The sequence below is a fragment of the Streptomyces sp. AK02-01A genome (assembly GCF_033795305.1).
Taxonomy (GTDB): Bacteria; Actinomycetota; Actinomycetes; order Streptomycetales; family Streptomycetaceae; genus Streptomyces.
This window is the reverse complement of record NZ_JARBAE010000029.1, coordinates 66895-90940: the sequence shown is the minus strand read 5'-3', so window position 1 is coordinate 90940 and position 24046 is coordinate 66895. Positions and strand designations below refer to the sequence as shown.

24 protein-coding genes and 1 pseudogene are annotated in these 24046 nt (G+C 69.0%); 10 read left to right on the top strand and 15 right to left on the bottom strand.

The annotated features are described in order from the left end of the window. Positions 1 to 37 precede the first annotated feature (37 nt). Positions 38 to 859: an ABC transporter permease gene (locus PV679_RS24400; RefSeq protein ID WP_319682522.1), complete on the top strand. Its 822-nt coding sequence runs from the start codon at positions 38 to 40 to the stop codon at positions 857 to 859. Between the two features lie 54 nt (positions 860 to 913). Here the strand turns inward: PV679_RS24400 and PV679_RS24395 are convergent, their stop codons facing one another. Further along, a complete protein-coding gene (locus tag PV679_RS24395; protein WP_319682521.1) occupies positions 914 to 2914 on the bottom strand; it encodes a polyprenyl synthetase family protein in 2001 nt (666 codons plus the stop codon). A gap of 247 nt (positions 2915 to 3161) precedes the next feature. On the opposite strand from PV679_RS24395, the gene PV679_RS24390 reads away from it, so the two are divergent. The 3 genes from PV679_RS24390 (at position 3162) to PV679_RS24380 (ending at position 4920) form a co-directional block, all read left to right on the top strand. Beyond that, a complete protein-coding gene (locus tag PV679_RS24390; RefSeq protein WP_319682520.1) occupies positions 3162 to 3674 on the top strand; it encodes a GNAT family N-acetyltransferase in 513 nt (170 codons plus the stop codon). 184 nt (positions 3675 to 3858) lie between these two features. Then, entirely contained in the window at positions 3859 to 4602 is a 744-nt protein-coding gene (locus PV679_RS24385) for a carbonic anhydrase (RefSeq protein ID WP_319682519.1), read from the top strand. 84 nt (positions 4603 to 4686) lie between these two features. Next, positions 4687 to 4920, top strand: coding sequence for a hypothetical protein (locus tag PV679_RS24380; protein ID WP_319682518.1), 234 nt, complete (start codon positions 4687 to 4689; stop codon positions 4918 to 4920). A 123-nt stretch (positions 4921 to 5043) separates the two neighbouring features. Here the strand turns inward: PV679_RS24380 and PV679_RS24375 are convergent, their stop codons facing one another. The 10 genes and pseudogenes from PV679_RS24375 to PV679_RS24330 all read right to left on the bottom strand — a co-directional run bounded on the left by PV679_RS24375 (position 5044) and on the right by PV679_RS24330 (position 12693). Next, on the bottom strand, positions 5044 to 5379 hold the full coding sequence (locus PV679_RS24375) for a metalloregulator ArsR/SmtB family transcription factor (protein WP_319682531.1): 336 nt from the start codon (positions 5377 to 5379) through the stop codon (positions 5044 to 5046). A 241-nt stretch (positions 5380 to 5620) separates the two neighbouring features. Further along, positions 5621 to 6022: an anti-sigma factor antagonist gene (locus PV679_RS24370; RefSeq protein WP_319682517.1), complete on the bottom strand. Its 402-nt coding sequence runs from the start codon at positions 6020 to 6022 to the stop codon at positions 5621 to 5623. Positions 6023 to 6038: 16 nt separating this feature from the next. After that, the gene (locus PV679_RS24365) at positions 6039 to 6467 is read right to left on the bottom strand and encodes an ATP-binding protein (RefSeq protein WP_319682516.1); all 429 of its coding nucleotides are present in this window, start codon (positions 6465 to 6467) and stop codon (positions 6039 to 6041) included. Positions 6468 to 6576: 109 nt separating this feature from the next. Next, positions 6577 to 8301 carry a SulP family inorganic anion transporter gene (locus PV679_RS24360; RefSeq protein ID WP_319682515.1) on the bottom strand — a complete coding sequence of 575 codons (1725 nt, stop codon included), beginning with the start codon at positions 8299 to 8301 and terminating at the stop codon, positions 6577 to 6579. Between the two features lie 8 nt (positions 8302 to 8309). Beyond that, positions 8310 to 8498: pseudogene (locus PV679_RS24355) on the bottom strand (transcriptional regulator); the annotation flags it as partial. Positions 8499 to 8674: 176 nt separating this feature from the next. Further along, entirely contained in the window at positions 8675 to 9064 is a 390-nt protein-coding gene (locus PV679_RS24350; protein ID WP_319682514.1) for a DUF4180 domain-containing protein, read from the bottom strand. After that, a complete protein-coding gene (locus PV679_RS24345) occupies positions 9057 to 9545 on the bottom strand; it encodes a helix-turn-helix domain-containing protein (protein WP_319682513.1) in 489 nt (162 codons plus the stop codon). Before PV679_RS24345 ends, PV679_RS24350 begins: the two co-directional genes overlap by 8 nt. Positions 9546 to 9633: 88 nt before the next feature. Continuing rightward, a complete protein-coding gene (locus PV679_RS24340) occupies positions 9634 to 10728 on the bottom strand; it encodes a serine hydrolase domain-containing protein (protein WP_319682512.1) in 1095 nt (364 codons plus the stop codon). Between the two features lie 231 nt (positions 10729 to 10959). Then, positions 10960 to 11487 (bottom strand): spore-associated protein A, encoded by a 528-nt coding sequence (locus PV679_RS24335; protein WP_416069788.1) that lies wholly within the window; start codon positions 11485 to 11487, stop codon positions 10960 to 10962. Positions 11488 to 11640: 153 nt separating this feature from the next. Beyond that, on the bottom strand, positions 11641 to 12693 hold the full coding sequence (locus PV679_RS24330; protein ID WP_319682510.1) for a chitinase: 1053 nt from the start codon (positions 12691 to 12693) through the stop codon (positions 11641 to 11643). 138 nt (positions 12694 to 12831) lie between these two features. On the opposite strand from PV679_RS24330, the gene PV679_RS36235 reads away from it, so the two are divergent. Beyond that, complete coding sequence (locus tag PV679_RS36235) at positions 12832 to 13080, top strand: hypothetical protein (protein WP_416069787.1); 249 nt, start codon at positions 12832 to 12834, stop codon at positions 13078 to 13080. Positions 13081 to 13135: 55 nt separating this feature from the next. On the opposite strand, the gene PV679_RS24320 is transcribed toward PV679_RS36235, so the two are convergent. Beyond that, positions 13136 to 13564 (bottom strand): heme-binding protein, encoded by a 429-nt coding sequence (locus PV679_RS24320; protein ID WP_319682509.1) that lies wholly within the window; start codon positions 13562 to 13564, stop codon positions 13136 to 13138. 493 nt (positions 13565 to 14057) lie between these two features. Here PV679_RS24320 and PV679_RS24315 point away from each other — a divergent pair, with 493 nt between their 5' ends. Next, a complete protein-coding gene (locus PV679_RS24315) occupies positions 14058 to 15080 on the top strand; it encodes a PP2C family protein-serine/threonine phosphatase (RefSeq protein ID WP_319682508.1) in 1023 nt (340 codons plus the stop codon). A 105-nt stretch (positions 15081 to 15185) separates the two neighbouring features. Here PV679_RS24315 and PV679_RS24310 read toward each other — a convergent pair whose 3' ends face one another. Then, a complete protein-coding gene (locus tag PV679_RS24310) occupies positions 15186 to 15461 on the bottom strand; it encodes a hypothetical protein (RefSeq protein ID WP_319682507.1) in 276 nt (91 codons plus the stop codon). Between the two features lie 160 nt (positions 15462 to 15621). Next, complete coding sequence (locus tag PV679_RS24305; protein WP_319682506.1) at positions 15622 to 17379, bottom strand: alpha-keto acid decarboxylase family protein; 1758 nt, start codon at positions 17377 to 17379, stop codon at positions 15622 to 15624. Positions 17380 to 17592: 213 nt separating this feature from the next. Here PV679_RS24305 and PV679_RS24300 point away from each other — a divergent pair, with 213 nt between their 5' ends. The 3 genes from PV679_RS24300 to PV679_RS24290 all read left to right on the top strand — a co-directional run bounded on the left by PV679_RS24300 (position 17593) and on the right by PV679_RS24290 (position 21507). Further along, complete coding sequence (locus tag PV679_RS24300; protein WP_319682505.1) at positions 17593 to 18822, top strand: helix-turn-helix domain-containing protein; 1230 nt, start codon at positions 17593 to 17595, stop codon at positions 18820 to 18822. A gap of 307 nt (positions 18823 to 19129) precedes the next feature. Next, a complete protein-coding gene (locus PV679_RS24295; RefSeq protein ID WP_319682504.1) occupies positions 19130 to 19933 on the top strand; it encodes a PTS sugar transporter subunit IIA in 804 nt (267 codons plus the stop codon). Positions 19934 to 19953: 20 nt separating this feature from the next. After that, positions 19954 to 21507 (top strand): PTS ascorbate transporter subunit IIC, encoded by a 1554-nt coding sequence (locus PV679_RS24290; RefSeq protein WP_319682503.1) that lies wholly within the window; start codon positions 19954 to 19956, stop codon positions 21505 to 21507. Positions 21508 to 21536: 29 nt separating this feature from the next. On the opposite strand, the gene PV679_RS24285 is transcribed toward PV679_RS24290, so the two are convergent. Continuing rightward, complete coding sequence (locus PV679_RS24285; protein ID WP_319682502.1) at positions 21537 to 21800, bottom strand: DUF2180 family protein; 264 nt, start codon at positions 21798 to 21800, stop codon at positions 21537 to 21539. 899 nt (positions 21801 to 22699) lie between these two features. On the opposite strand from PV679_RS24285, the gene PV679_RS24280 reads away from it, so the two are divergent. Continuing rightward, complete coding sequence (locus tag PV679_RS24280; protein ID WP_319682501.1) at positions 22700 to 23989, top strand: GAF domain-containing SpoIIE family protein phosphatase; 1290 nt, start codon at positions 22700 to 22702, stop codon at positions 23987 to 23989. The last annotated feature ends 57 nt before the right edge of the window (positions 23990 to 24046 follow it).

The window sequence follows — 24046 nt, the reverse complement described above, 5'->3', positions numbered from 1 at the left end:
CGTGCGACACGCAGGAGAAGATCCGTTGAGGGGCGTCATGCGGTTGTTTGTCATTGCCACGCGCTACGGCCTGATCGAGCATGCGCGCAACCGGTTCGCCATGCTGCTGGTGGCCCTTTTCATTCCCGCGTGGGTCTCCCTGGTCCGCCTGGCGATCTCTGATGATCCGGTGCGGTTCCGGCTGCAGGCGACCGGAGGCGACCTGGTCGCCAACGGGAACCAGCTCACTCAGATCACCGGCGCCCTGAACGCGGTCACGCTGATTGTCGGCTTCATGATGTTCGCAGCCACCTTCAGCAGCGGGGCCTTCGACCGGCGGCTGTCCATGGCCGGGTATCACCGCGTCCCGCTGGGTCTGGCGAAGGTCGCCTGCCTGGGCCTGAGTTCGGCGGTGGTCGCCGTGTACGCCACCGTCGTCATCTGCTTCCAGTGGTCGCCCCGGCAGCCGGCGCTGCTCGCCGTGGCGCTGTTCTGCGCCGCGACGACATACGGCGCGCTGGGTGTCGCGCTCGGTACGTTGCTGCGCCGGGAGGTGGAGGGCATGTTCGCCATCGTGATGATCAGCGTCGTCGACCTCGCCCTGCAAAACCCCGTCGCCAGCAGCGGCGCGAACGACGGCATCGTGCGGTGGCTGCCTTCCTACGGTGCGATGCAGGCCAGTGTCGCCGCCAGCTTCTCCGCCGGCACACCCCTGGGATACTTCGCCGTGCAGTTGGCCTGGTTCGCCGCGAGTGCCCTGGTCGGTCTGCTCGCCTTCCGCCGACGCACCCGGTCGGCCCTACGCGGCGGTGCGCGGCTCCATCAATGGATGCCTGGGCGCCGCGTACCCGAGCAGTCCAGGCAGGCGGCCGAATACTGAGGCGGTGTCCCGCACGGCCGCCGGGCCGTGCGGGACACCGCCGTTTTCCGGTGCCTACAGGATGGAGCGGGCCGGGGCTGCCGGTGAGCAGACTTCACGGCGCAGGCGCTCCAGGTCCGGCCCTGGTGAAGCGGCGGTCACCTGATTGCGGTCGAGTCCGCGAAAGAGCGAAAGCTGGCTCATCAGGTTCTCGTAGATCGACGCGATGTCCTTCCCGTGGCTGGACAGGCCGGGAAGCGTGCGCAGGATGGCGGGCGCGTGGGCGGTCACGGCGTCGAGCTGGGCGCGCTGCCGCGCCAGGTGGCGCTCCACCTGTGCGACGGCTTCCTGGTGAGTGCATCCGGTCTCGTGGCGGACCGACCTGATCAGGTTGTAGGGCACCTGGTCGGCCTCGTCCTGCTCCGGTGTGGCCAGGTCGTTTTCGATGAGGGCCACCGAGAAGACGAGTTCCTCCAGGCGACGGGCCACCGGATGCCTGCGCACCTTCGGCGGGATCTCCCGGTCCTTCCACACCTCATAGAAGGCCAAGGCGATATCGCGTCCGCTGGTCGCCATCCGCAGTTCCGGACAGTCGGCCGTGGAGGGAACATAGCCGCTGATGCGGTGGTGCGCCTCGCGCTCGCTGGCTTCACACCACTTTTCGAAGCTGTCCAGGAACCGTTCCTGCCAGTCGGCGGTCCGGCCCTCGCGCAGCCGCGGCCACAGCCGCGCCCACGCCGTCGGGATCGCGCCTCGCGGGCCCGGCTGGTCCTGGCGCAGCGTCGCCACCAGGGCGCGCCTGAGCGCGGTGACGGCTCGCGGATCCGTCAGCCGCGGGTCCTCAAAGAGGTCGTCCCACAGCGCGCCCATCGCAAGGAGGCCGACGGCGGTCTCGGCCCGGTCCGGATCCGTCCGCGGCAGGGCGTCGGCCCGGAAGTGGAACACGTCGGCCAGCCGGTGGTGGTCGAGCTCGGCCGGGTCAGCGGCGAGGCCGGAGTCCAGAAACCAGCTCCTGACCCAGTGCATGGTCCGGCGCGGGGACGCTTCCCGGCGATCCAGGGAGGAGCTCTCGCCGCGCTGCCGGGGGACTGCCGGGCCGGGCGTGTGCTGGTCGAGTACGGCCCGGGCGTAGGCGATCATCGCCCGGCGGACATGCGATGAGCAGGCCAGCGCGGTGAGTTGCTCCGCGGCCTGCTCCACCAGGCCGTCGACCACGGCCTGTGCTTCGTCCATGACACCGCTGGCGACGACCAGTTCGCGGACGTGTGTCGCCTCCTCCTGCGTCATCCCGTCACGCAGCAGGCGGCGCAGGCCGGCGTCCTGGGCTGCCGCCCGGATGACGGGAAGGGAGTAAACACCCTGCGGCAGGTCCGCGTTGACGGGCTTGCCCATCTGCTCGGCGGTCGAGGTCAGGTCCAGGATGTCGTCGCGCAACTGGTAGGCGAGCCCGAGGTACTGGCCGAACCGGGCCAGTGCGTCCTCCTGCTCCTGGCCCCGGGCGGCCTGGATCGCGCCGACCCGGCACGCCAGCGACAGCAGCCCTGCCGTTTTGCCGTCGATCGTGTCCAGGTAGGACTGCTCGCTGCGGGAGGCCACATGGCGGTCGGCGGTCTCGGTCACCATGGCCGCGCACATCAGCTCGCATGTGCCGGCTCCCGCGAGGGCTTCCCGCCGGCCCAGTTCGGCCAGCATGCGAAGGCCGGAGGCCGTGACGCAGTCTCCTGCCAGCACGGCGAGCGGTGCGCCCCACACCGCGTTGGCGCTGGCCCGGCCACGGCGCTCGTAGGAGTGGTCGATGACGTCGTCGTGGTAGAGGGAGCCCAGATGCACCAGTTCGACGGCCGCGGCGGCACGCACCGCCCGGTCGTCGGCCGGCTCGGTGGGATCGGTGAGCACGTAGTACGACAGCAGGGCCAGGGTGGGACGGACCAGGCGGCGTGATGTGCCCGGCTGGTCGCCGGTCAGTGCCGCCAGTTCCGGCCGGCCCGGGATCCGTACGGGGCCGAGAAGATCGCGAACTCGGTCCAGGTCAGCGTCCAGACAAGGGAAGGCGGTGAGATCGATACCGTATGGCACGTGCGCGCTCCTGCACTCGGCGGCCCAGGCAGGGCACATGCCGCCCCACCTCTTGCGGCCATTAACAGAGACACGGCCGGGATCACGCGGCTGGAGTCGCTAAAAATCCCCTGATCGTATGAACGGATCGTCGCCAGGTTCACCTGTCCCCTTCCGTATCGCTCAAGATCTGCGCGTCGCGCCGCCCGGAGCTTGCGGCCGGCGGAATCGAGAGGCGGCGACCGGCGCGTGCGCGTACCGTTCTCCCGTGTCCGAACCCGCGCTTGAACTCCTGCGCCCCGATCACGCTCCCGCTCTGCTCGCGTTCGAGCGGGAGAACCGGGCCTACTTCTCCGCGTCCATTCCGGACCGCGGCGACGACTACTTCACGGGCTTCGACGCCCGGCACGCCGAGTTGCTCGCCGAACAGGGCGCCGGGCTGCACTTCTTCCATGTGCTGGTGGACAGCGACGGCGCGGTGCTCGGGAGGATCAACCTCGTCGACGTGGCGAACCGTTCCGCCGTACTCGGCTACCGGATCGCCGAGAAGGCCGCCCGCCAGGGTCTGGCTACCCGGGCCGTGCACCGGACCTGCGCACTCGCCTCGGATCGGTACGGTCTCAGCACGCTGAGGGCCGCGACCACGCTCGACAACGAGGGCTCGCGCACGGTCCTGGCGCGGACCGGGTTCGTACCGACCGGCGAGACCCTGCTCAGCGGCCGTCCGGGAACGCGCTATGTGCGTCACCTGGACCGGGACCCGGCGGCGCTGGACATCTGAGCCGGCCCTTTCGCGCCAGCGCTCGTGGCGTCCCGGCGCTTGTCGCCGCGACCGAAGCCGAGGACCGGTGGCGGGCTGCCCGCCGGTCTGGACATGTGCTTTCGTCCAAGATTCTCCCAAGGTCGGGCCAAGCCGGTTCCGCCGTCGGCCGTCGCGGAGGCCGGTGCGCCTAGCTTGGTGCGGCGTGACTATCGATGCTCAACGCCATGGGAGTGGCCGGGCCTCGGGGCGGCGCCGGTTCCTTCGCCTTGCCCTGACCGGTGCGGTCGCCGTGACCGCCGGACTCGCGTTCGGTTCTGGTGAGGTCTCCATCGCCACCCGTCGCGCCGTGGCGCACGTACGGCCCGCGACGCCGGAGGCCGCGCTGCGGGAGCTGGCGGCGGGGAACCGGCGCTGGCGGACCTTTCACGAGCGACATCCCGACCAGGCCCGGACGGATCGGCAGACGCTGGTCGGAGGTCAGCATCCGTTCGCTGTCGTCCTGGGCTGCGTCGACTCCCGGGTCCCTCCGGAGCTGATCTTCGACCAGGGGCTCGGTGATCTGCTGACGGTGCGTTCGGCGGGTGAGGTCCTGGACGAGGCGATTCTGGGCAGCGTCATGTACGGCGTGCTGGAATTAGGTATTCCGTTGCTTGTGGTCCTGGGACATCAGTCGTGCGGGGCCGTCGCGGCGGCTGTCCACGAGGAGGAAGGCGGAGCGGAGCTCACTGGCCACATGCGGTATCTCGGTGATCAGATCCGCCCGGCCATCGACCGCGGGCTCCGGAGAGACGCGCGCGTCGACGCGGCGGTCACCGCGAACGTGCGGCTGGTGCGGTCGCGTCTGGCGGCGGAGCCGGTGCTGGCCGCCAAGGTCGCGGCGAGGAAACTGGCCGTGGTCGGAGCCCGGTACGAACTTTCCAGCCAGCGGGTGCGGCGGATCCGCTGACTGTGAGCCGTACGGGTCTCACCGCGACATAGACTTGCAGAGTTATGCAATTTGCTAGTTCTGGATGTGGGTGGGGGTTGCGGTGTGGCCGGGTTCGCTGAGGTGACCGGCGGCGACAGACAGGAGGCCCGGATGTACGAGATCACCTATCTGGACGCCGGCAGCGAGTCCGTCACATATGTGGGGGACGCCCGCGAGGTCCGCGATGTCCTGGAGCGGGCGGGCCGCCATGGCGTGAAGGTCCGCGTCCGTCCGTATGTCCGTCCGGACGGCGGCTACGAGTCCGCCGGTGCCGGGAGGGCGGAACCGCAGCCGTGACCTGGGAGGCGGGCGCGGCGGTGGCTCCGTCCGGTGGCCAGGCGGAAGAGAGCGGTCGTTTCCGGTGTCGGAAGCGCGGTGAACCCGTACCGCGCGAGCCGGCACCGATCATGAGGGCCGTCTCTACCGTGGGCCGGTGGCTCGCAGGTCGGCCAGGAGTTCGGCCTGGCCTTCGAGGACGCCGGAGAGGATGCCGCGGGCGACGCTCAGCAGTTCGGCGATCCGCGGGCTGGTGAGCCGGTAATAGACGGTGGAGCCTTCGCGGCGGGTGACAACGAGGTTGGCCCGGCGCAGGACCGCGAGCTGCTGGGAGAGGCTGGCGGCTTCGACGCCGACCTCGGGCAGCATCTCGGCGACCGCGTGCTCGCGCTGGCTGAGCAGTTCCAGGACGCGGATGCGGACCGGATGGCCGAGGTTTTTGAAGAACTCGGCCTTCAACTGATACAGCGGCTCGCTCACCTGGGTGTTCCCGGCGTCGGCCGGGTCGCCTGGCATCCCGGCCGCTTTGCCCGCGCGTGTACCTGGCACTCTGTCCACCCAATGCTTCTCGCCGAGGGGCCCTGTATGCCCCCGTCCACCATCTGTGACCTCCACAATTGCAGATTCTTGCAACTTCCGGGCCATCGTGGTCCGGATTGGGACGACCGGCTTCGTGCGAAGGCCGTCCTGTGGGCCGGCCGAGAGCCGGGCCCTCTTCGGGTCAGTCGTCGGTATGCCACTCCGTGGCCGCCGTCTCGCCGCGGCTGGTGGCGGCCACTGCTCCGCCGGGCCGGTGGGCCGCCAGCGCGGCGGGAAGATCGCAGTGGACGGGCACGTCGGGTCCGCCGGCGTCCGGGACGAGAGAGCCGTCAGCGGGGATCGCGGCCAGCTCAAGGCTTCGTCCGAGAGCGGCGAGCCGCCGTGCGGCCTGAGCCACGGCGAGCTGTCCGCCGGCCGACCAGCCCAGCAGGTCGGTGAGATCGAGGACGACCGGGCCCGTGCCGCGCGCCTCGGCCCAGCCGATCGCTCCGGTGAAGCGGGCGGTCGCGTCCGCGCCCAGGTATCCGGCCAGGGAGAGGACCCCCAGGCCGTCGTAGGTGGTGTAGCGCCACTCAATTGTCATGGTCGTGTCCTCGGCTTCACAGGGGGAGAGTGATCCAGATGCTTTTGCCGCGGCCGTCCGCGTCGCCGCGAACGACGGCGGTGCCGCCGAGTTCCATGGTCATTTCGACCACGGTGGCCAGTCCGCTGCCGGGAGCGCCGGCGAGGGCTTCGTACAAGGGCGGCTGGTACGGATGGCGGTCGTGGACGGCGAACGCGAGGACGCCGGGCCCGTGCGCGTAGGTGACCGTGATCGCCGGAGTGAGTGAGGCGGCGTGCTGGACGCTGTTGGTGACCAGCTCGGCCAGGATCAGCAGCGCCGGACCGATGCTCGGATGGCGCAGGCCCACTCCGCATTCGATCAGGACCAGCTCGGTGGTCTCACGGGCGATGCGCACGGCCGAGCCCACGGCGGGCACGGTGAGGACGTGCCGGTACGGCAGCCTCTCCCGCTGCGTCGTTGTCACCGGCTCGCTCCCGGGACGGCGCGGGCTCGGCGGAACCCGATCAGGCCGGGCCGGGCGCGCTCGTGGTGCGCGGCCTCGTCGGTGTCGGTACCGGCGCGGGCTGGAGCGGTCATCGCGGTGCCTTCCGGATGTGGTGGGGTTGGTGCCGGACGGGCAGCAGTCCGGCCTGTTCCAGGTACTTGCGGGCTCCGGCGATGGCTTCCGGAGTGGTGGTGTACTCCCGGCCCTCGTGCTGGAGGAGTTCAAGGGCGCCGACGGAGTCCAGGGCCTGGCGCTGTGCCGGGCGGATACCGGAGGTCATCACGGCGATGCCGCGCCGGTTCAGTTTCTCCACCGCGTCCTTCAGTACGAGGGCTCCGGTCGCGTCCATGGTGGTGACCCTCGACATGCGCAGGATGACCACGCGCACGTCGGACACCTCGGAGAGCACGAGGAGGAAGCGGTGGGCGTCGGCGAAGAACAGCGGTCCGTCGATCCGGTACGCCACGATGTGCTCGGCCAGCAGCGCGTGCTCCTCGTCGCTGTGCTCGCCGGGCAGATCCGGGCGGAAGTCGACCTGGTCCAGGCCGGCTTGCGAGGCCACGGCGCGCAGAGCGAGGGCATGGGCCACGACGAGGCCGATGATCACGGCGTAGACGAGGTCGAGAGCGAGCGTCGCGACGGCGGTCAGCACGAGGACGACGGCGTCGGACCGGGTGGCCCTGGCCATCGCACGCAGGGAGCCGACCTCGACCATGCGGATCGCGGTCGCCAGCAGGACACCGGCGAGCGCTGCGAGAGGGATCTTCGAGACGAGCGGAGCGGCGGCGAACACGATCACGGCGAGAACGGCGGCATGGGTGAGGGCCGCGAGGCGGGAGGAGGCGCCGGTGCGGACATTGACCGCGGTACGGGCGATCGCCGCTGTGGCCGGGACACCGCCGAACAGCGGAGCGGCCAGGTTGGCGATGCCCTGTCCGAACAACTCCTTGTCCGGGTCGTGTTTCTGACTCACCGTCATGCCATCCGCGACCGTCGCCGACAGGAGCGACTCCAGCGCGGCCAGCGCGGCCACCGCGACCGCCGGAGCGATCAGCGGGCCCAGCGCGGACAGGTCGAGGAAAGCGAGGGAGGGCGCCGGGAGCCCGGACGGCAGATCGCCGATCGGGGCCGCCGCGTCCAGGTGGAAGACCTGCGCGGCGAGTGTGGCCGCGACGACCGCGACGATCGAGAACGGGATCGCCGGCCGCCAACGGGCTCCTAGCAGCATGACCGCCGCCACACCGGCGGAGAGCCCGATCGCGGTCCAGTTCGGCTGCGCGAAGAACTCCGCCACGGCCCGCCAGGCGACGACCACGACTCTCTCGCCGTCGGGCTTCGCCACTCCGAGGGCGTTGGGCATCTGCTGGAGGCCGATCACACAGGCGATCCCGAGAGTGAAGCCCTCCACCACCGGTGCGGGCACATAGCGCATGTACTGGCCGGCACGCAGCAGGGCCAGCGCGATCAGCAGAACGCCTGCCATCAGGCCGACGGTCAGTACGCCGCCGGGCCCGTACTCGGCGACGATCGGCACCAGGACCACCGACATCGCGCCGGTCGGCCCGGACACCTGGAGGTTCGAGCCGCCGAAGAGAGCCGCCAGCGTCCCCGCGACCACGGCGGTGGCCAGTCCGGCCTCGGCGCCGAGGCCGGAGGACACACCGAACCCCAGGGCCAGAGGCAGGGCCACGATCGCGACGGTCAGTCCGGCGAGCAGGTCCCGGCGGGGATCGCGGGCCATGACGGCGAAGTCGGCGCGGGCGGGCAGCAGGGCACGGCCCCGGCCGGCCAACGCGAGCAGCAGCGCGTTCACCGTGCGGGAACCTCGCCGTCGCGCAGCTCCAACAGCTCCGTCCGCCCGGTCCGTACCGCGGTGTGGGTACGCCGGGCCGCGAGCGGCTCCCGCACGGGCATCGGCCCGCTCCGCACCAGTTCCAGTACGCGTATGCGCACCGGTTGTCCGAGCACGCGGAAGAACTCGGCTTCGGCCTGGTACAGCGGGACCAGCATGTCCGTCCACCCTTCTGATCACTCAGCCGCCGGGAAACGCGGAGGGCTGTGCCCGCGGCTACCTGCGGGCACAGCCAACTAAGAATGTATGTAATTGCAGATTTTTGCAATTCGTGGACTGTGTGACCGGTCATGAGTTCGGGCGGTGTGAGTTCGCTTCCGGGGAGAACGGGGTCTCAGCCGGCTCCGGCTCCTGTCCTCGGCTGCTGAAGGCGGGCGGCGAGGTCTTCGAGGTCGGCCACGAACCACACGTGCCGGCCCCGGTTCGATTCGCGGACGAGATCGCGCAGAGCCGTGCCGGCCCGTAGGTGGTGCGAGATGTCTCCGACGACCACCAGATGAAGCCGGTAGTTCACGAACTTCTGCAGAATCGCTCCGGCGAGACCGGTGCTGAGGTCGAAGAAGCTGTTGTCGAGCCGGGCCGCCGGGATCGCGACGACCTCCGCGTGCTGGAAGGCCGCACCGATCAAATGGTCGAGCGCGTCCTGCTCGGTGGCGATCGGCGGGCCGCTCGCGTCGCAGACGAGCACCGGTACGCCGTGGTGTTCCACGAGGAGATCAGGCATGGCGCACCGCCTGCTCACGGTGGGACGCGAACATGTTGTTTTCCGGTCCGAGCGCGCCGTCGACCAGGTGCAGCACATCGCCGGTGGCTGCGGCATTGCCGAGGATCACGATTTTCATCCGGGCTCGCTCCTTGTCGTAGACCGTCTGGATACGCAGTGGATCCGGCGTGTCCCGTCCGGACTGGGCACTGGCCATGACGAGGGTGCTCAACCGGCTTGCCGCGTCCGGGCCGATCGCGTCGATCTGCACGATGCTCGACACCTCCACGTGTCCGCGCGGGACGGTGGTCGCCGGGGCGGCCTCTGGGGCCGTCGAGCCGGTCAGTGCCTCGAAGTCCTCCCGGCTGATCCGGTACTGCTTGCCGATCCGGACCGCCTTGAGCCGGCCGTCGCGGACATAGTTCCGGACCGTCCGCACATGCAGTCCCAGTCGCTCGGCAACCTCACCGACCGAGTACAGCTCGCGTTCAGCGTTCTCCATACGTCCGCATGTTACCTCAAACGACCTTCCGCAAGGAGTGATAGGGAAGATTAGGTAATCTTGGACCGGCGCTCACGGGAGGACTTCTTCAGTCTTCGCCCACCACACTCAGGTCGTCGCCCAGGGCGGTCGCTATCTCGGCGGCACGGGAGTGGTCCGCCAGCCGACGTGTCAGATAGGCGCAGGCATGGTGGTGTCTGAGCGACCACCAGGCGGCCGAGCCGCCGATCCCGCCCTTGGCGATCTTGCTTCGGTCGCGTACGAAACCCAGCGTCCAGGTGAGCCTGGTACCGAACACCTCGTCATGGCCGGTGACTTGGGAGGCGAGGAACTCGGTGTGCAGCTCAGGACCCAGCAGTCGGCGCACCGGACCGTCCGGGCTGTTGAGGACGGCGAAGAAGCCTGCCATGGCGCTCGCGGTCGTGTGCAGATTGACCGCTCCGAAGACGGCCTGCCGCCAGACCCGGGAGTTCATCCGCTCGATGTCCAGGACGCCGGCCGGGATCTCCAGCCATGGCGCCGCGGAAAGCCGGCTCGGCCAGTCCCGCTCGGCGTACTCCAGGTCGGCGACGCGTCGCAGAGCGTTCGCCGGGAGGCCGAACCAGGCATCCAGGTCCAGCGCGGGCCGCACGACGTCGTTGAACATCTCTCCCAGCGTGGTCCCGGCGCCCGCGCGGAGGAGGCCGTCGATGAGATGGCCGTAGGTGAGCGCGTGTTCCCCGAGGCCCGTCCCGGGGACATACTCCGGCGCCGCCTCGGCGAGGCTCGCCCGCAGCCCGGCGTTATCCAGCAGGTCAAGGCGGCCGGCCTCGGCCGGGAAGCGGGGCTGGCCCGCCTGATGCGTGAGTATGTGACGCAGTGTGGTGAGTTCCTTGCCCCGGACGCCGTACTCGCGCCAGTGGGCGGCGACCGGTTCGTCCAGTGCCAGCGCGCCGTCGCGGACCGCCACCAGAGCGGCGAGCGCGGCGAACGGCTTAGACATCGAGTAGGACTGGACCAGTGTGTCGCCGCGCCAGGGACGGCGCCGTGCGGCGTCGGTCCAACCCGCGCTCAGCCGGACGACCTCCCGGCCGGACCGCCAGACAGAAAGTCCCGCTCCCGTCTCCTGGCCGTCGTCCAGCAGCCGCTGGAATACCTGGCGCACCTCGTCGTATCCGGCTGCGGCGAATCCTTCGACCCTCACCACGTACGTCTCCCTCGTCCCGCGGCGTGGTGCGCCGCGGCCCCGGACCTGGCCGGTATCGCGGACACCCGCCTGCTGTATACGGCCAGGGGGTATTGCCTCGACTCGCGAATATACCGGGGAGGGGTATCCTTGGCAATCTGACGCGGTGAACACCGAGGCCGCCGCCGGTGGTACGTCACCGACGGCGGCCGTCCGGCGCACGAAGAGGCCGTGCGGCGGATCAGTGTGTCAGTGTGCGACGCCCGTGCGCGACGCGGAGGGCTCGGCGACCTTTGAGCGGGCCGTCGTGTCACCGTTCTTCGTCACACGGGTCGCGGAGAGCGCGCCGCAGTTCGAACCGTAGGTCCAGGTCTCCTGGTTGGAGATGCCGCCGGCCCAGTCGACACACAGGCCCCGCCCGTAGGCGTACACCGGTCCCGCGTACGAGTAGTAGTAGTCCCCGTCGTACTGTCCTTCGCCGGTCGCGGGCACTCCCACATAGGCGAACATGTACACCGGCGATCCGCTGGTCTTGCGGATCGTCACCACACAGTTCTGACCGTTGCGCGAGTTGTAGGTCAGATACACGGTGCCCTGCTTGCCGATGTCAGCCGAGTTCACCACCGTGTACCCGCTCCCACAGGCGCCGTTGTACGCGGCCTGAGCCGACACGGCTGCCGGTGCGGCGGCGGCGGGCTGGGCCATGGCAGTGGCAGTGCTCGCAGCGGCGAGTGTGGCCAAGGCCGCCACCGCCGCCGCACGACGTGATTTCCGCATGTCTTTCCCCCAGTTTCTTCGTGGATGCCTCTGCATCTCATCCAGTCAGACCCGTGGATCACGGACACCGTTGTACGGAAGCGCGTCCCCTACTTAGTGCTCCTTGCCGGGACCGCGGTCGAACTCACCGACGGCAGCGAGGAGCAGGCCGTTTCAGCGGCCTTGCAGCGCCTTCACATTGTCACCGAACGTCCAGTTCTTGGCGCCGTCCCAGTTGATCGACCAGGTCATCAGGCCCTTCAGGCCGTTGTTGTACGTGTTCCAGGCACCCGACACGAGGTTCGGCGCCATATAGCCGCCGCCCGCGCCTGATTGGGCCGGAAGGCCGGGGACCTGCTTGTCGTAAGGGACCCTGATGGTGGTGCCCTGGACGACCAGACCCCTGTTGAGGCAGTCCGTCTGAGCGGTGAAACCCGCGACCGTGCCCGCGGAGTACGAGTCGCCCGAGCAGCCGTACATGCTGCCGTTGTAGTACTGCATGTTCAGCCACCACAGGCGCCCGTTGTCCGCGTACTTCTTGATGACGGGCAGATACGCGCCCCAGATCGAGCCGTAGGCCACACTGCCGCCGGTGACGTACGCGGTCTCCGGTGCCATCGTGAGGCCGAAGTTGGCGGGCATCTGGGCGAGTACGCCGTCGATGATGCGGATGAGGTTGGCCTGCGAGACGGACGGAGTGCTGATGCTGCCACTGCCGATCAGTCCGGTCTCGATGTCGATGTCGATGCCGTCGAAGTTGTACTTCTTGAGGATCGGTACGACCGTCGCGACAAAACGGTCCGCGACAGCCGTGGAGTTGAGGTCGATACCGGCGGTGGCACCGCCGATCGACATCAGGAGTGTGAGGCCGTTCTGCTTGGCCTGGCACATCTCGGCGGGAGTCGCGACCTTCACCGTGGTGTCCATGCCGTCCTCCCACAGGACGGTTCCGTCCGAGCGGATGACGGGAAACGCCGCGTTGATCACGTTGTAGCCGTGCGCCTGGATACGGCTGTCGGTGATCGGGATCCAGCCGAGCGGCGGATGGACGCCGTTCGCCGCGCCGTCCCAGTTCTCCCAGTATCCCTGGAGCACCTTGCCGGCCGGCTTCGACTTGACCGCGCAGGTCTCGGCCCGTGGTGCGGCCGGCGCCGCGGCGGCAGGGATCTGTGCGACACAAGCCATCGCCAGGCCGGCTCCGAGCAGACGTAGTACCCGACCGATCATGTCGTGGTCCCTTCTTGACGCCTGGCATGGCCGGGCGTCAACTCCGGTGCTGTGGGGGCTTGGAGAGGTACGGAGCTGGTCCGCCGAACGGTAATCCGCCGCCTATCCGGGGTCAATAGGTCTGGACCAATTGGCCAGGTGTGTCGGCCACCGCTGTCGGGTGATGGAGGCGAGCACCGTCCGGCTGACGCCGGTGTCGGCCAGGTCGACCGGTCGTGTGATGAGCGGTCGACGCAGGGGAGCGGCAAGGCCCTGGACATCGAGGCCCATGCCGACGACTGGCTCATCCGGCACGGTTCGGCCTACGGCCTGTGCCGGGCGTACGCCAACGAGATGTGGCACTTCGAGCTTCTGACCGGTCCCGGTGGGACTGCCCGGATCCGCTGACCGGCGTCGCCGGATGGGCGGAGGTTCCCGCGCGGACCGGTCCGGACCCTCGTATTCAGCTCCCGGCGTCGGCCTCAAAAGCCGCGACCGCCGCTTCGGCGACGCTCTGGTCCTCCTCGACGGTGCCTCCGCTGACACCGACAGCGCCAACCACTTTGCCGTTCCGCAGCAGTGGGATGCCGCCAGGGAAGATCACAATGCGGCCCTGGTTGGAGGTGTTGATCCCGAAGACCGGTCCTCCGGTCGCGGCGTTCACCGCGAGTTCCCTGGTGCTGACATTCAGGGCGCGTGCGGTGAAGGCCTTGCTGATCGCCACGTCGATGCTGCCGATCCAGGCTTCGTCCATCCGGATGTGGGCCACCAGATTGCCACCGTGGTCCACCACGGCGATATTGCACGGTTGCGCGATCTCCTGGGCCCGCTTCTCCCCGGCGTCGATCACCTTGCGCGCGTCAGCAAGGGACACGGTTTCGAAGCTGATCATGCTCGGTGCCTCCTGACCGCCGCCCCGGGAAAACTCGTCCCGGCACGGGATCCCTCCTGCCGGAGAACATCCCGTCTGCCACAAGCGTCGCACTCCTCGGAACCCTGTCAAACCGGCGCGGACAGCGGTGCCCGCGAGCTCGTGGGCCCCATGGCCGCCGGGCAGCCGGTGGCGTCCGAGTGATGCCTGAGGCGGCGCCCCGCACGGTGACATCGGTTACATCGGTGCGAGGAGGGCATCTCACGACGTACCGTTGGACGAATCGGTATAAACGACGACTAAACACTGCTCTGCCGCAGTGCTTCCCGTTGCGAGAGGTGCCGCTTTGAGAGACCGTGCGATACCGGCTACCGCACGAGGCCGCTCCGGAGATTCCGCGCTGAGTGGACTGGGCGTCCGGGGGCCTGCCCGCCGTCGCTTGTTGTGGTACGCACCGAAGGTAATGCCACTGGCAGTGCTGTGCGCGGTGGCGGTGGCGGGTTTCCTTCTCCCGATGTCCATACATCTGGCGTCTCTGCTGGTCGCCGTCCCCGCTCTCACAGCCGGGCTCGTGGGTCCTCGGTTCACCGTGGGTCTCACGATGCTCGCCTGTGTGGCCGCCGCCACACTCGATATCTATGACGGCTTGCTGGACTCGCCGATCCTGCCGATCCATGTGCTCGACCTGCTGGTGGTCTGTGGTCTTGTGGTCGTGTTCTGGCGTCTGCGAGATCTGGATTCCCAGGCGCTCGTCCAGGTGAGAACGGTGTCGGACGTGGCGCAGCGCGCGGTGCTACGGCCGCTGCCCCGCCGGATGGGCTCGCTGCGGATCGCCTCCATGTACCGGTCCGCCGCGGCGCAGGCCCAGATCGGCGGTGATCTGTACGCGGCCGAGCGGGTCAAAGGGGCGGTCCGGCTCATCATCGGCGATGTCCGAGGCAAGGGCCTGGCCGCCGTTGACGACGCGGCCGCGGTGCTCGGCGCCTTCCGCGAAGCCGCCCATCGCGACGCCGCGCTGTCCGAGCTGGTGGCCTCGCTCGAAGGCAGCGTCCGCAGGCATCTGAGAGCGGTCGGCGAAACCGACCGGGACAGCGGCGAGCATTTCATCACCGCCCTCGTCCTGGAGATCCCCGACGATCCTCCCGTGGTCCGCCTGATCAGTTGTGGCCACCCGCCGCCGCTGCGATCACGTGACGGCCACGCGCTGGCCCTGCGCTCGCCGCAGCCGGCGCCTCCACTCGGCCTGGCGGGAGCAGGTGAGGAGTACCGCGTCGACACCTTCGCGTTCGACTCGGGAGACACACTGCTGCTGCACACCGACGGCCTTCTGGAGGCCCGCGACGCGACCGGTGCCTTCTATCCGGCGCCCGACCGGTTCGCGTCCCTGCGGTGGCGCGATCCGGATCAGCTCCTGCAGCGCCTCATCAAGGATCTGCTCGACCATGTCAACGGACATCTGGAGGACGATGTCGGACTCGTGGCCATGGAACGCCTCGCCGAGAGCACCTCGTTCCCGGAGCCGGGATCCGAACGCTGACCATCCGAACGCCGACCATCGGTGTGCTGTGCCGGTCCGCGTCTGTCCGGCACGCCGGAGGCCCCCACCCGCGCGAGGTGAGGGCCTCCGGTGTGCCGGACCGGGTCAGAGGGTGGAGAGATCGGACGGCACCTGGTCGCGCCGCGCCTGCTGCTCCGCGTCCGACCGCTCGTACTGTGCCAGGGCCAGCCCGAGCGCGAAGAAGGTCGGTGCCCACTCGCCCACGAAGATTCCCCAGCGGTCGGCGCGGTCCACGCCACCGATCGGCTCGTATTTCAAGGAGCCCGCCCAGGACACAACGGTGAGGCCGATGGAGGCGAAGGCCGCGGTGTACATGTGCTCGCTGCGGAGCCCTTTGGTGTGAAGCATTTTGACGATCATGACTCTCCCCGGAGGATTGAGTGCATTCTCCTCATCTACCGTCACCCAGCACATGCTCCGCCGCATCCGGAAGTCGCATCCGGAAGTCTTATCCGGAAGTCGCGGCAGGAGCCATGCCGGCGACCACCGGCATCCACCTCGATTCCGGGACAGCGCGGAATCAGCCCTCGCCGTGGTCGAGAACCCTCTCGGCGATCTTGCCGAGGAGCGCCGGAACATCGTCGATGCCGGTGCGGGCCTCAATGAATACCAGCCGGTCAGTGCGATCGGCCGCCGTCGCCAGTGCCATGTCCAGTTCGGCCGGGGTGCGCGCGGCCAGGACCACGGCGTCGTCCGCGCCGAGCGCTCCCGGCACAGCGGACCAGTGCCAGGTCGCGATGTCGTTGTATTCCTGGCGGGCCCCGTGGATGGCCCGCTCCACGGTGTAGCCGTCATTGTTGACCAGCACGATGACCGGATGCAGACCGTGGCGGGCGATCGTGCCCAGTTCCTGAATGGTCATCTGGGCGGAGCCGTCGCCGATCAGCAGGACGCCCCGCCGGTCCGTGTCGGCCAGTTGTGAGCCGAGCAACGCGGGCAGTGTGTAACCGATCGATCCCCACATCGGCTGGCCGATGAACCGTGTCCCGTGCGGAAGCCGCTGAGTGCACATCCCGAAGAACGAGGTGCCTTGTTCGGCCAGCACCGTCTCGCCGCCGGTAAGAGCGCCGGCGACCTTGTTCCACAGGTAGTCCTGGGTCAACGGCCCGTCGCGGTCCACCGGCGGACCGCTGAAGTCCCGCTGGTCGAAGTCCTGCTCGTCCACGGCCATGGGCGGAGCGGACCGCGCACGCGAGAGCTCGGTGAGGGCGGTGAGAGCGGCCGTTATCGGCACGTTCTCGAACACCCTCCCCTCGATCACCGCGTCCGCGGGACGCAGATCGATACCGGCCTTCTCGTCGAAGCCGTGGCTGAACCCGCCACTGGTCGTGTCGGCCAGTTGCACTCCGGCGCGGATGAGCAGGTCCGCGCCGTCGATGGCCTTACGCGTGCGAGGGTCGCCCAGGACTCCCGAGTACAGGCCGAGGAAGCCGGGACCGGTCTCGTCGAGAATGCTCTTTCCCGTGGACAAGGTGGCGTGTGGCAGCGGCCCGGTCGCCACCAGGCCGGCGAGGTGCCCGCGCGCGCCGTAGCGGTCCACGAGCGAGTCCGCGAGAACGGCGACCGTACCGGCGTCCGCCAGCAGGCCGCGAGCGGCCGAGGTGAACGCGGCCAGATTCGCCGCGTCGACAGGAGGCGGCTCGATGACGAGCGGCGCGGAGGCCGCCCGTACGGCCGTCGTGGCGACATCGCCGGGAAGGCGGAGGTAGCCGGGCCGCCGCTCCCGCACCGCGGTGTGCAGGACACGGTCGATCTCCGCCGGGGCGTTGTCCGGACTCAGGACCGTATGCGCGCACGAGACCTGTTCATGGGCTCGCGCGAACCGGTCGAAGTCGCCGTCGCCCGCGGTGTGGTGGACGGCGGCGCGGGCCCGTTCCGCCCGCCGTGAGGGTCCCACGGCGATGTGTACGAGGGCGACGCGTTCGGCGAAGCTGCCGGCGACGCCATTGATGGCACTGAGTTCGCCGACGCCGTACGTGGTGAGCAGCGCGCCGAAACCGCGTACGCGTGCGTAGCCGTCGGCGGCGTACGCGGCGCCGAGTTCGTTGGCGGTCCCGACCCAGTCGATCCGGGGATGGTCCACCACACTGTCCAGCATGGCGAGGTTGTAATCGCCGGGAACGCCGAAGAGATGGCCGACGCCCAGTTCCGCCAGGCGGTCGAGGAGGTAATCCACCACGGTTGTCGTGTCAGATCCTGGACCGGAGACACCGGGAGAGAGAACGGCCGGGCGCGGAACACCGGAGGCGGGAGAAGGATGAGCCTGGTCAATGGTCATGGACGGTCCTCGTGGTGATTCGGACGTGTCCTTTCCAGCGTGGTCCCGACCCGGGGCGCCGAACCAGGGCCGGATCCGAGATTCGGAGGCGCTCGATTTCGTGTTTTCCACAGCAGCGGCTGTCCACGACGGGCATCGAAAGCCGCGCGTCACACCGCGGCTCCGGACCGGCCGGGTACCATTTACGGGAACTCCACGGTAAAGGGATCTGCGATGGCGAAACCGCCCGCACTCCACAGTGAAACCGAACCGGTCGACCGCTCCGACGGGCCCGTCGAGAGCGCGGACTGGCAGCCGATCGCCGAGCTGTGCGCCGCCGTGGCGGCCGATCTGCCGGGTCTTGTGCCAGGCATCGCGGACGTCATCAGACGAGAGGTCCCGGAGTACGCGGTCGTGCCCAGGGTCGCCCATGAAATCGGCATCGCCGAGCAGTACCGCGGACTGCTGACCGGGCTCGCGTCGCGGCGCGGGCCGTCGCGTGAGGAGCACGAGCGGGCCAAGGCGCTGGGGCAGCGCCGCGCCGGCGAAGGACTGCCGGCCCAGGCACTGATCAGCGCGTACCACGTCGGCTACCGGGAGATGTGGAACGTACTGCTGTCGCGGGCGAACGACGGCGACGCGCGGTCGAGCGGCCGTCTGGTGTGCCTCGTCGGCCCCGTATGGAGCTGGGTGCAGGAGGCGAGCAGCGCCGCCGTCCAGGCGTTCGGCGACGCCGTACGGGCCGAGGACGCCGCTCAGTTGGGACTGGCCTACCGATTCCTCAACGCGTTGTACGCGCCTCCGTCCGCGCGAGGCGAGGTGGCACATCTGGCACGGGCGCTCGCATTCGATCCCACGGGTGAGTTCCAAGCCGTGTGCGCTCCGGCGTCCGCCTGGACGGACGACCAACTCATCGCAATGCGAAGGCGGTTCGCGGGCGGCCCGGGAGTGGTTCGCTGCGTCGGCCACGGGTCCTCGATGACGGTCATGACGCAGGGACTGTCCGCCGGCGCGCTGGTGGCGGCGATGGCCGAGGCCAACCCCGGCACGCCCGTCGGCATCGGCCTCCGGCGGCCTGGCACGGACGGCGCGGCGGCCAGTCTCGTCGACGCCGAGGAAGCTCTGGACCTCGCCGGCGAGCTGGGTGGAACCGTGGCGTTCGAACACCAGTGGATGCTCGCCACCCTGGTGCCCCGCGGCGGCCGGCTGATCCCGCTGCTCAAGCGCGGCCGGGAAGTCGCGGCGGACCATCCGGACCTGGCCTCGGCCGTGCACACCTTCGCCGACAACGGATTCTCGCTGACGGCGGCGAGCCGGGTCATGCATCTGCACGCCAACACCGTGAAATACCGTCTCGACCGCTGGCAGCAGCTCACCGGCTGGGACGTGCACACCTGGGAGGGACTGAGCAGCAGCAAGGTGGCCCTGGGCCTGCCTGCGCCGCCGGCGGACACCTCGGGCTGAGAGGTCGTCCCGCGCGGTGCCGTGCCAGGCGTGACCTCTCAGCCCGAGGTGTCCGCGACGATCGACCGGGCAGGCCGGGCGCCGTCTCCTCGCCGCGACAACCATCAAGGGCGGACGTGCTGGTCGGGCCGGGCCCGTACAGCACCGAGGAGTGATAAAGAACTCAAGGCCGTCCACATCACCGCGACCTTAATCGCCGTTATTGTCGCGTTTATTCACCCTGAGGCGGCCCAGTGGCTCGTCATGGACGCGGATCAGGTATACGCGGATCTTAAGACCTGTCCAGACGTGTGTAAGGATTTTGTACATGCGAGAACTAACCGACCTTCTCCCCGCCGAGGCCGTGCGACTCGATGTCCGAGCGGCCGACTGGCGCGCGGCGATCAGGATCGCGGGCGACCTCATGGTGGCGACAGGTGTCACCACCGATGACTACACCGCCGAGATGATCGCCAACGTCGAGGAGAACGGTCCGTACATCGTCATAGCCCCCGGCTTGGCGTTCGCACACTCCCGTCCGTCCCCGGCGGTGCTCAGGACCGGCATGTCCTGGGTGCGGCTGGCGGAGCCGGTCGAGTTCGGGCACGAGTCCAACGACCCGGTGGAACTGGTCGTCGCTCTCGCCGCCGAGGATTCCGGCGCACACACCTCGGCGATGGCGAGCCTGGCGCGCCTTCTGGGCGATCCCGGCACCGCGGCCGCTCTGGCGGCGGCGCCCACTCCCGAGGCGCTGCGCGCCATCCTCGCCGGTGACAACGAGGCGACTCCCGCTCCGGCGGTCGCGAGTAACACCGGACCGGCCAAGCCGGTGGCGGGCGCGTCCTCCATGCACAAGATCCTCACCGTGTGCGGCAACGGCGTCGGCACCAGTCTGTTCCTCAAGAACACCCTGGAGCAGGTGCTGGACCGCTGGGGCTGGTCGAAGTTCGTCACGGTGGAGGCGACCGACACCATCTCCGCCAAGGGCAAGGCGTCCGAGGCCGTCGCCCTTCTCACCTCCCGGGAGATCGCGAAGACTCTGGGAGACGTGGGACGGCCCGTGAAGGTCATCCAGGACTTCACCAGCACCGCAGAGGTGGACGCGGTGCTCCGGGACACCTACGACGTCTGAGACGGGAAACGAAGAACATCATGGGCTGGCTTGTAACCCTCGCGAAGTTTCTCGTGAACGAGATCTTGAGCGAACCCGCGTATCTGATCGGCATCATCACCGCCATCGGTCTGGTCGCGATGAAGAAGACCGTCGGGCAGATAATAGGCGGCGCCATCAAGGCGACCCTCGGCTTTCTGCTGATCGGCGCGGGCGCCGGATTGGTCACCAACTCCCTTGCCCCGCTTGGTGAGATGATTCAAGGTGCGACCGGCGCACACGGCGTCATCCCGACGAATGAGGCCATCGTCGGCATCGCGCAGGAGGAGTTCGGCTCGCGTGTCGCGTGGCTGATGATCCTGGGCTTTGTGGTCAGCCTTCTGCTGGCCCGGTTCACGCCACTGCGTTATGTGTTCCTGACTGGTCATCACATGCTGTTCATGGCAACGCTGTTGACGGTCGTCCTGGCGAATGTCGGGCAGTCGACGTTCGTTGTGGTGGCGGTCGGTGGTGTGCTGCTCGGCATCATGCTGGTCGCGATGCCCGCCTTCGCCCATCCATGGACCAAGCGGGTCACCGGAAACAACACCGTGGCCATCGGACACTTCGGTACCGCGGGCTACATCGTGGCGGGCGCGGCCGGCCGGGTGGTCGGCAAGCGCAGTCGCAGCACCGAGGAGATGAAGCTTCCCGAGGGCCTGCGCTTCCTGCGCGACTCGATGGTGGCCACAGCGCTGTCCATGCTGCTGATCTACCTGGTCATGGCGGTGCTCTTCCTCGCCAAGACGGGCAAGGAGACGGCCTTCAAGGCGTTCGGAACCGGCGGCGCCGCGGCCACCGACGTCGGCAATTACCTGATGCAGTCCGTGATGCAGGGCCTGCAGTTCGGCATCGCGGTCGCCGTGATCCTCTTCGGTGTCCGTACGATCCTCGGCGAGCTCGTCCCCGCCTTCCAGGGCATCGCCAAGAAGGTCGTGCCGGGCGCCCTGCCCGCGCTGGACGCTCCGATCGTCTTCCCGTACGCGCAGAACGCCGTGCTGATCGGCTTCATCTTCAGCTTCACCGGCGGTCTGGTGAGCCTGGGTCTGCTCACCTGGATCTTCAACCCGGCCTTCGGTCTCGCGCTGGTGCTGCCGGGCCTCGTCCCGCACTTCTTCACCGGCGGCGCGGCGGGTGTCTACGGCAACTCGACCGGCGGCCGGCGCGGCGCGGTCGTGGGCGCCTTCCTCAACGGTGTGCTCATCACCTTCCTGCCCGCGCTGCTGCTCAAGGTGCTCGGTGCGTTCGGCGATCAGAACACCACCTTCGGCGACGCCGACTTCGGCTGGTTCGGCGTGCTCATCGGCAACGCGGGCAAGGCCGGTGGCGGCGCCGGGCTCGTGATCATCCTGCTGATCGGCTTCGCGGTCCTGGGCGGTGCCATCCTGATGCAGAAGCGCGTGGTCGAGACGGGTTGGGATCCCGGCGCCGCACGCGACGCGCTGATGCCACGGGAGTCCGTGATCGAGGCGGACGCCGGACCGGCCGCAGCCGGCCAGACCGCCTTCGCGAAGATCGCGCCGCCCGCCGGCGCTCCGGCGCCGCCGTCTCGCTGACGGCGATCCGGAAACACCACGACGGACGATCACTCGTGGACACGCTCACCGCGAGTGGACGCCCTGCGCAGATGCGAGCGTGGCTGACGTCCGGCCTCGGCCGCGTGGCAGGTCGCGCAGGTGATCCTGCGGACGGTGTGGGGCTGCGTGGCCGGGCCCAGTCCGGCACGGCGCTGGATGGGCTCGGCCCCGACATGCATGTGATCGGCGCAGACGGCGACTCCGCAGCGACGGCAGATCGCGACGGCGGGAGCGGCGGCCTGATGGGTGAGGTGGCAGTCGAAGCAGTTCATCGAGGATCCATCTCGGTCGGGTCGGTCTGATTGGTCGAGTCGGACGGTCTTGCGAGAGATGTCGGTCAACGCGGGACATGGCGTCGGTTCGGAGCGCGCGTCGCGGTGCGAGGCGCCGTGCCGGGCGGGCCCAACGGCGTTGTGATCCGCGCGCGGCTTCCACGACAGGCAGCGCGGAATGTACTGCCTTTTTCCACACGGTACGAAGGCGGCGCGGCGAAGGGCGCGGTATCCACGCTGATGCCGTGCCGCACTTCGCCGACTGGTCTTTCGCCGACTGGTTCATGGACGGCGCACCGAGATTCGCTCATGAGCGCCCTGGCGACGCGAGAGTCGGCTCCGTCGTCGCTCTCTCGGCGGTGTCTTCCGCGCCGCACGGCTTCCTGACCTCTTCGATCAGGAACCGTCGGACCGCGGGAGTGATCCAGACCCTTCGGCCCCGGCGGGATCCACCGCCTGTGTGCCAGTGAACTGCGCCCTCTTGCCCGGGTCAAGCGCGGCGGTCCGCCGGGCGGCCTCGTTGACGCCGTACTCCCTTGTGGCCGCGGTGGGTTGGGAGTCCGGCACACGGACCCTTTCTCTCGCGAGTGAAACCCCGACGGCCATGACCCGGCCTTTCGGTACGGCCGTTCATCCGTCGCCCCGGCGTCCGGAGACATCGTCGCCGGAGATCTCGTCGGAAGGTGTGGCGTCCTCGCTCATCCGCGCGGTGGGTCCCGTGTCCGGACACGTACGGGCCTCGCGCCGGCGCCGACGGTCCGCCCGGCGGAGCCGCGCTTCGAACGATGGCGTCGCACTCGGCGGCCGGCTGACACCGCGCGCCGCTCGGCCGACCGGTTTCCGACCTAATGTGACATAGGGGCGGAAGGCGTCGGCAAGGTCGCGAGGAGGCGGATCTCATGAGCACGGAGTCCCAGGTGTCCGACCTCAAGGACGCGCTGGAGAGGACCTCCCTGCGACTGCGTTTTCTGGCCGATGTGAGCAGCGCGCTGGCAGGCAATCAGGATGCGGAGGAGGCGCTGCGCAGTCTGGCCCGGCTGGTGGTGTCCTATCTGGCCGAAGCCTGTGTGGTGGATGTGCTCGACGGTGATCTGGTACGACGCGTCGCTGTCGCGCATCGCGATCCCGAACGGGCCTGGCGTGTACCGGTCGGCGAGTTCCTTCCGGTAGCGGATTCCACGGCGCCGCTGGCCAGAGTGTTGCGCGGGGCGGGGCCGCTGCGGCTGACCGACTTCACACCGTCGCCGATGCCCGGGCCGCTGGGCATCGCTCAGCAGGAGCTCTATCGCACGCTGGAAGCGGGATCGGCGCTCATTGTGCCGATGAGCGCACGCCGCCAGGTGCTGGGCGCCATCATCCTGGTCCGTCCGGCCTCGACGGCCGGCTTCGACGAGGAGGACACCGCGCTGGCGGTCGACCTGGGACACCGCGCCGCACTGGCGCTGGACAACGCCCGGCTGTACGCGTTCCAGCAGCGCACGGCAGAACAGTTGCAACGCTCGCTGCTTCCTGAACTCACCGGTGTCGAAAGTGTGCCGCTGGAGGCCCGCTATGTGGCCGCACGGGAGCGGGCCGAGGTCGGCGGCGACTGGTACGACGCCTTCTCGCTGACCGATGGATCCACCGTCCTGGCCATCGGCGATGTCGTCGGTCATGATCTGGTGGCCGCTGTTCGGATGGGTCAGATGCGCAACATGCTCAGAGCCCTCGCCTACGACAGCAAGGGCTCACCGGCCAATGTCATGCGCCGTCTGGACCGGGTCATGCAGGGCGTGAGCACGGTCGAACTCGTCACGGCGGTGATCGCGCGCGTCGAGACGCCGAGTACGGGTCCCTGGCGGCTGCACTGGACCAATGCGGGACACCCGCCGCCGCTGCTGATCGGTGACGGCGGGACCTCGCAGTTCCTGGAAGGCGCTCTCGCGCCGGTGCTCGGTGTGGATCCCGCACTCCGCCGCCGTACCGCACGCGTAAGCCTTTTCGCCGGCTCGACACTGCTGCTCTACACCGACGGGCTCATCGAGCGTCCCGGTGAGGACATCGGCAGAGGGCTCACTCGCCTGCGGCAGCACGCGGCGGTGCTGGCAGCCGAGCCTCTCCCGGTGTTCTGTGACGAACTGCTCGGCCGGCTGGCCATCGGTTACGGTGACGATGTCGCCGTTCTCGCCCTGCGCGTACCCACGCCATAGGCGTACCACCGGACCCGCGACCACACCGACTGACAGTCCCATCACCGTGATACGTGT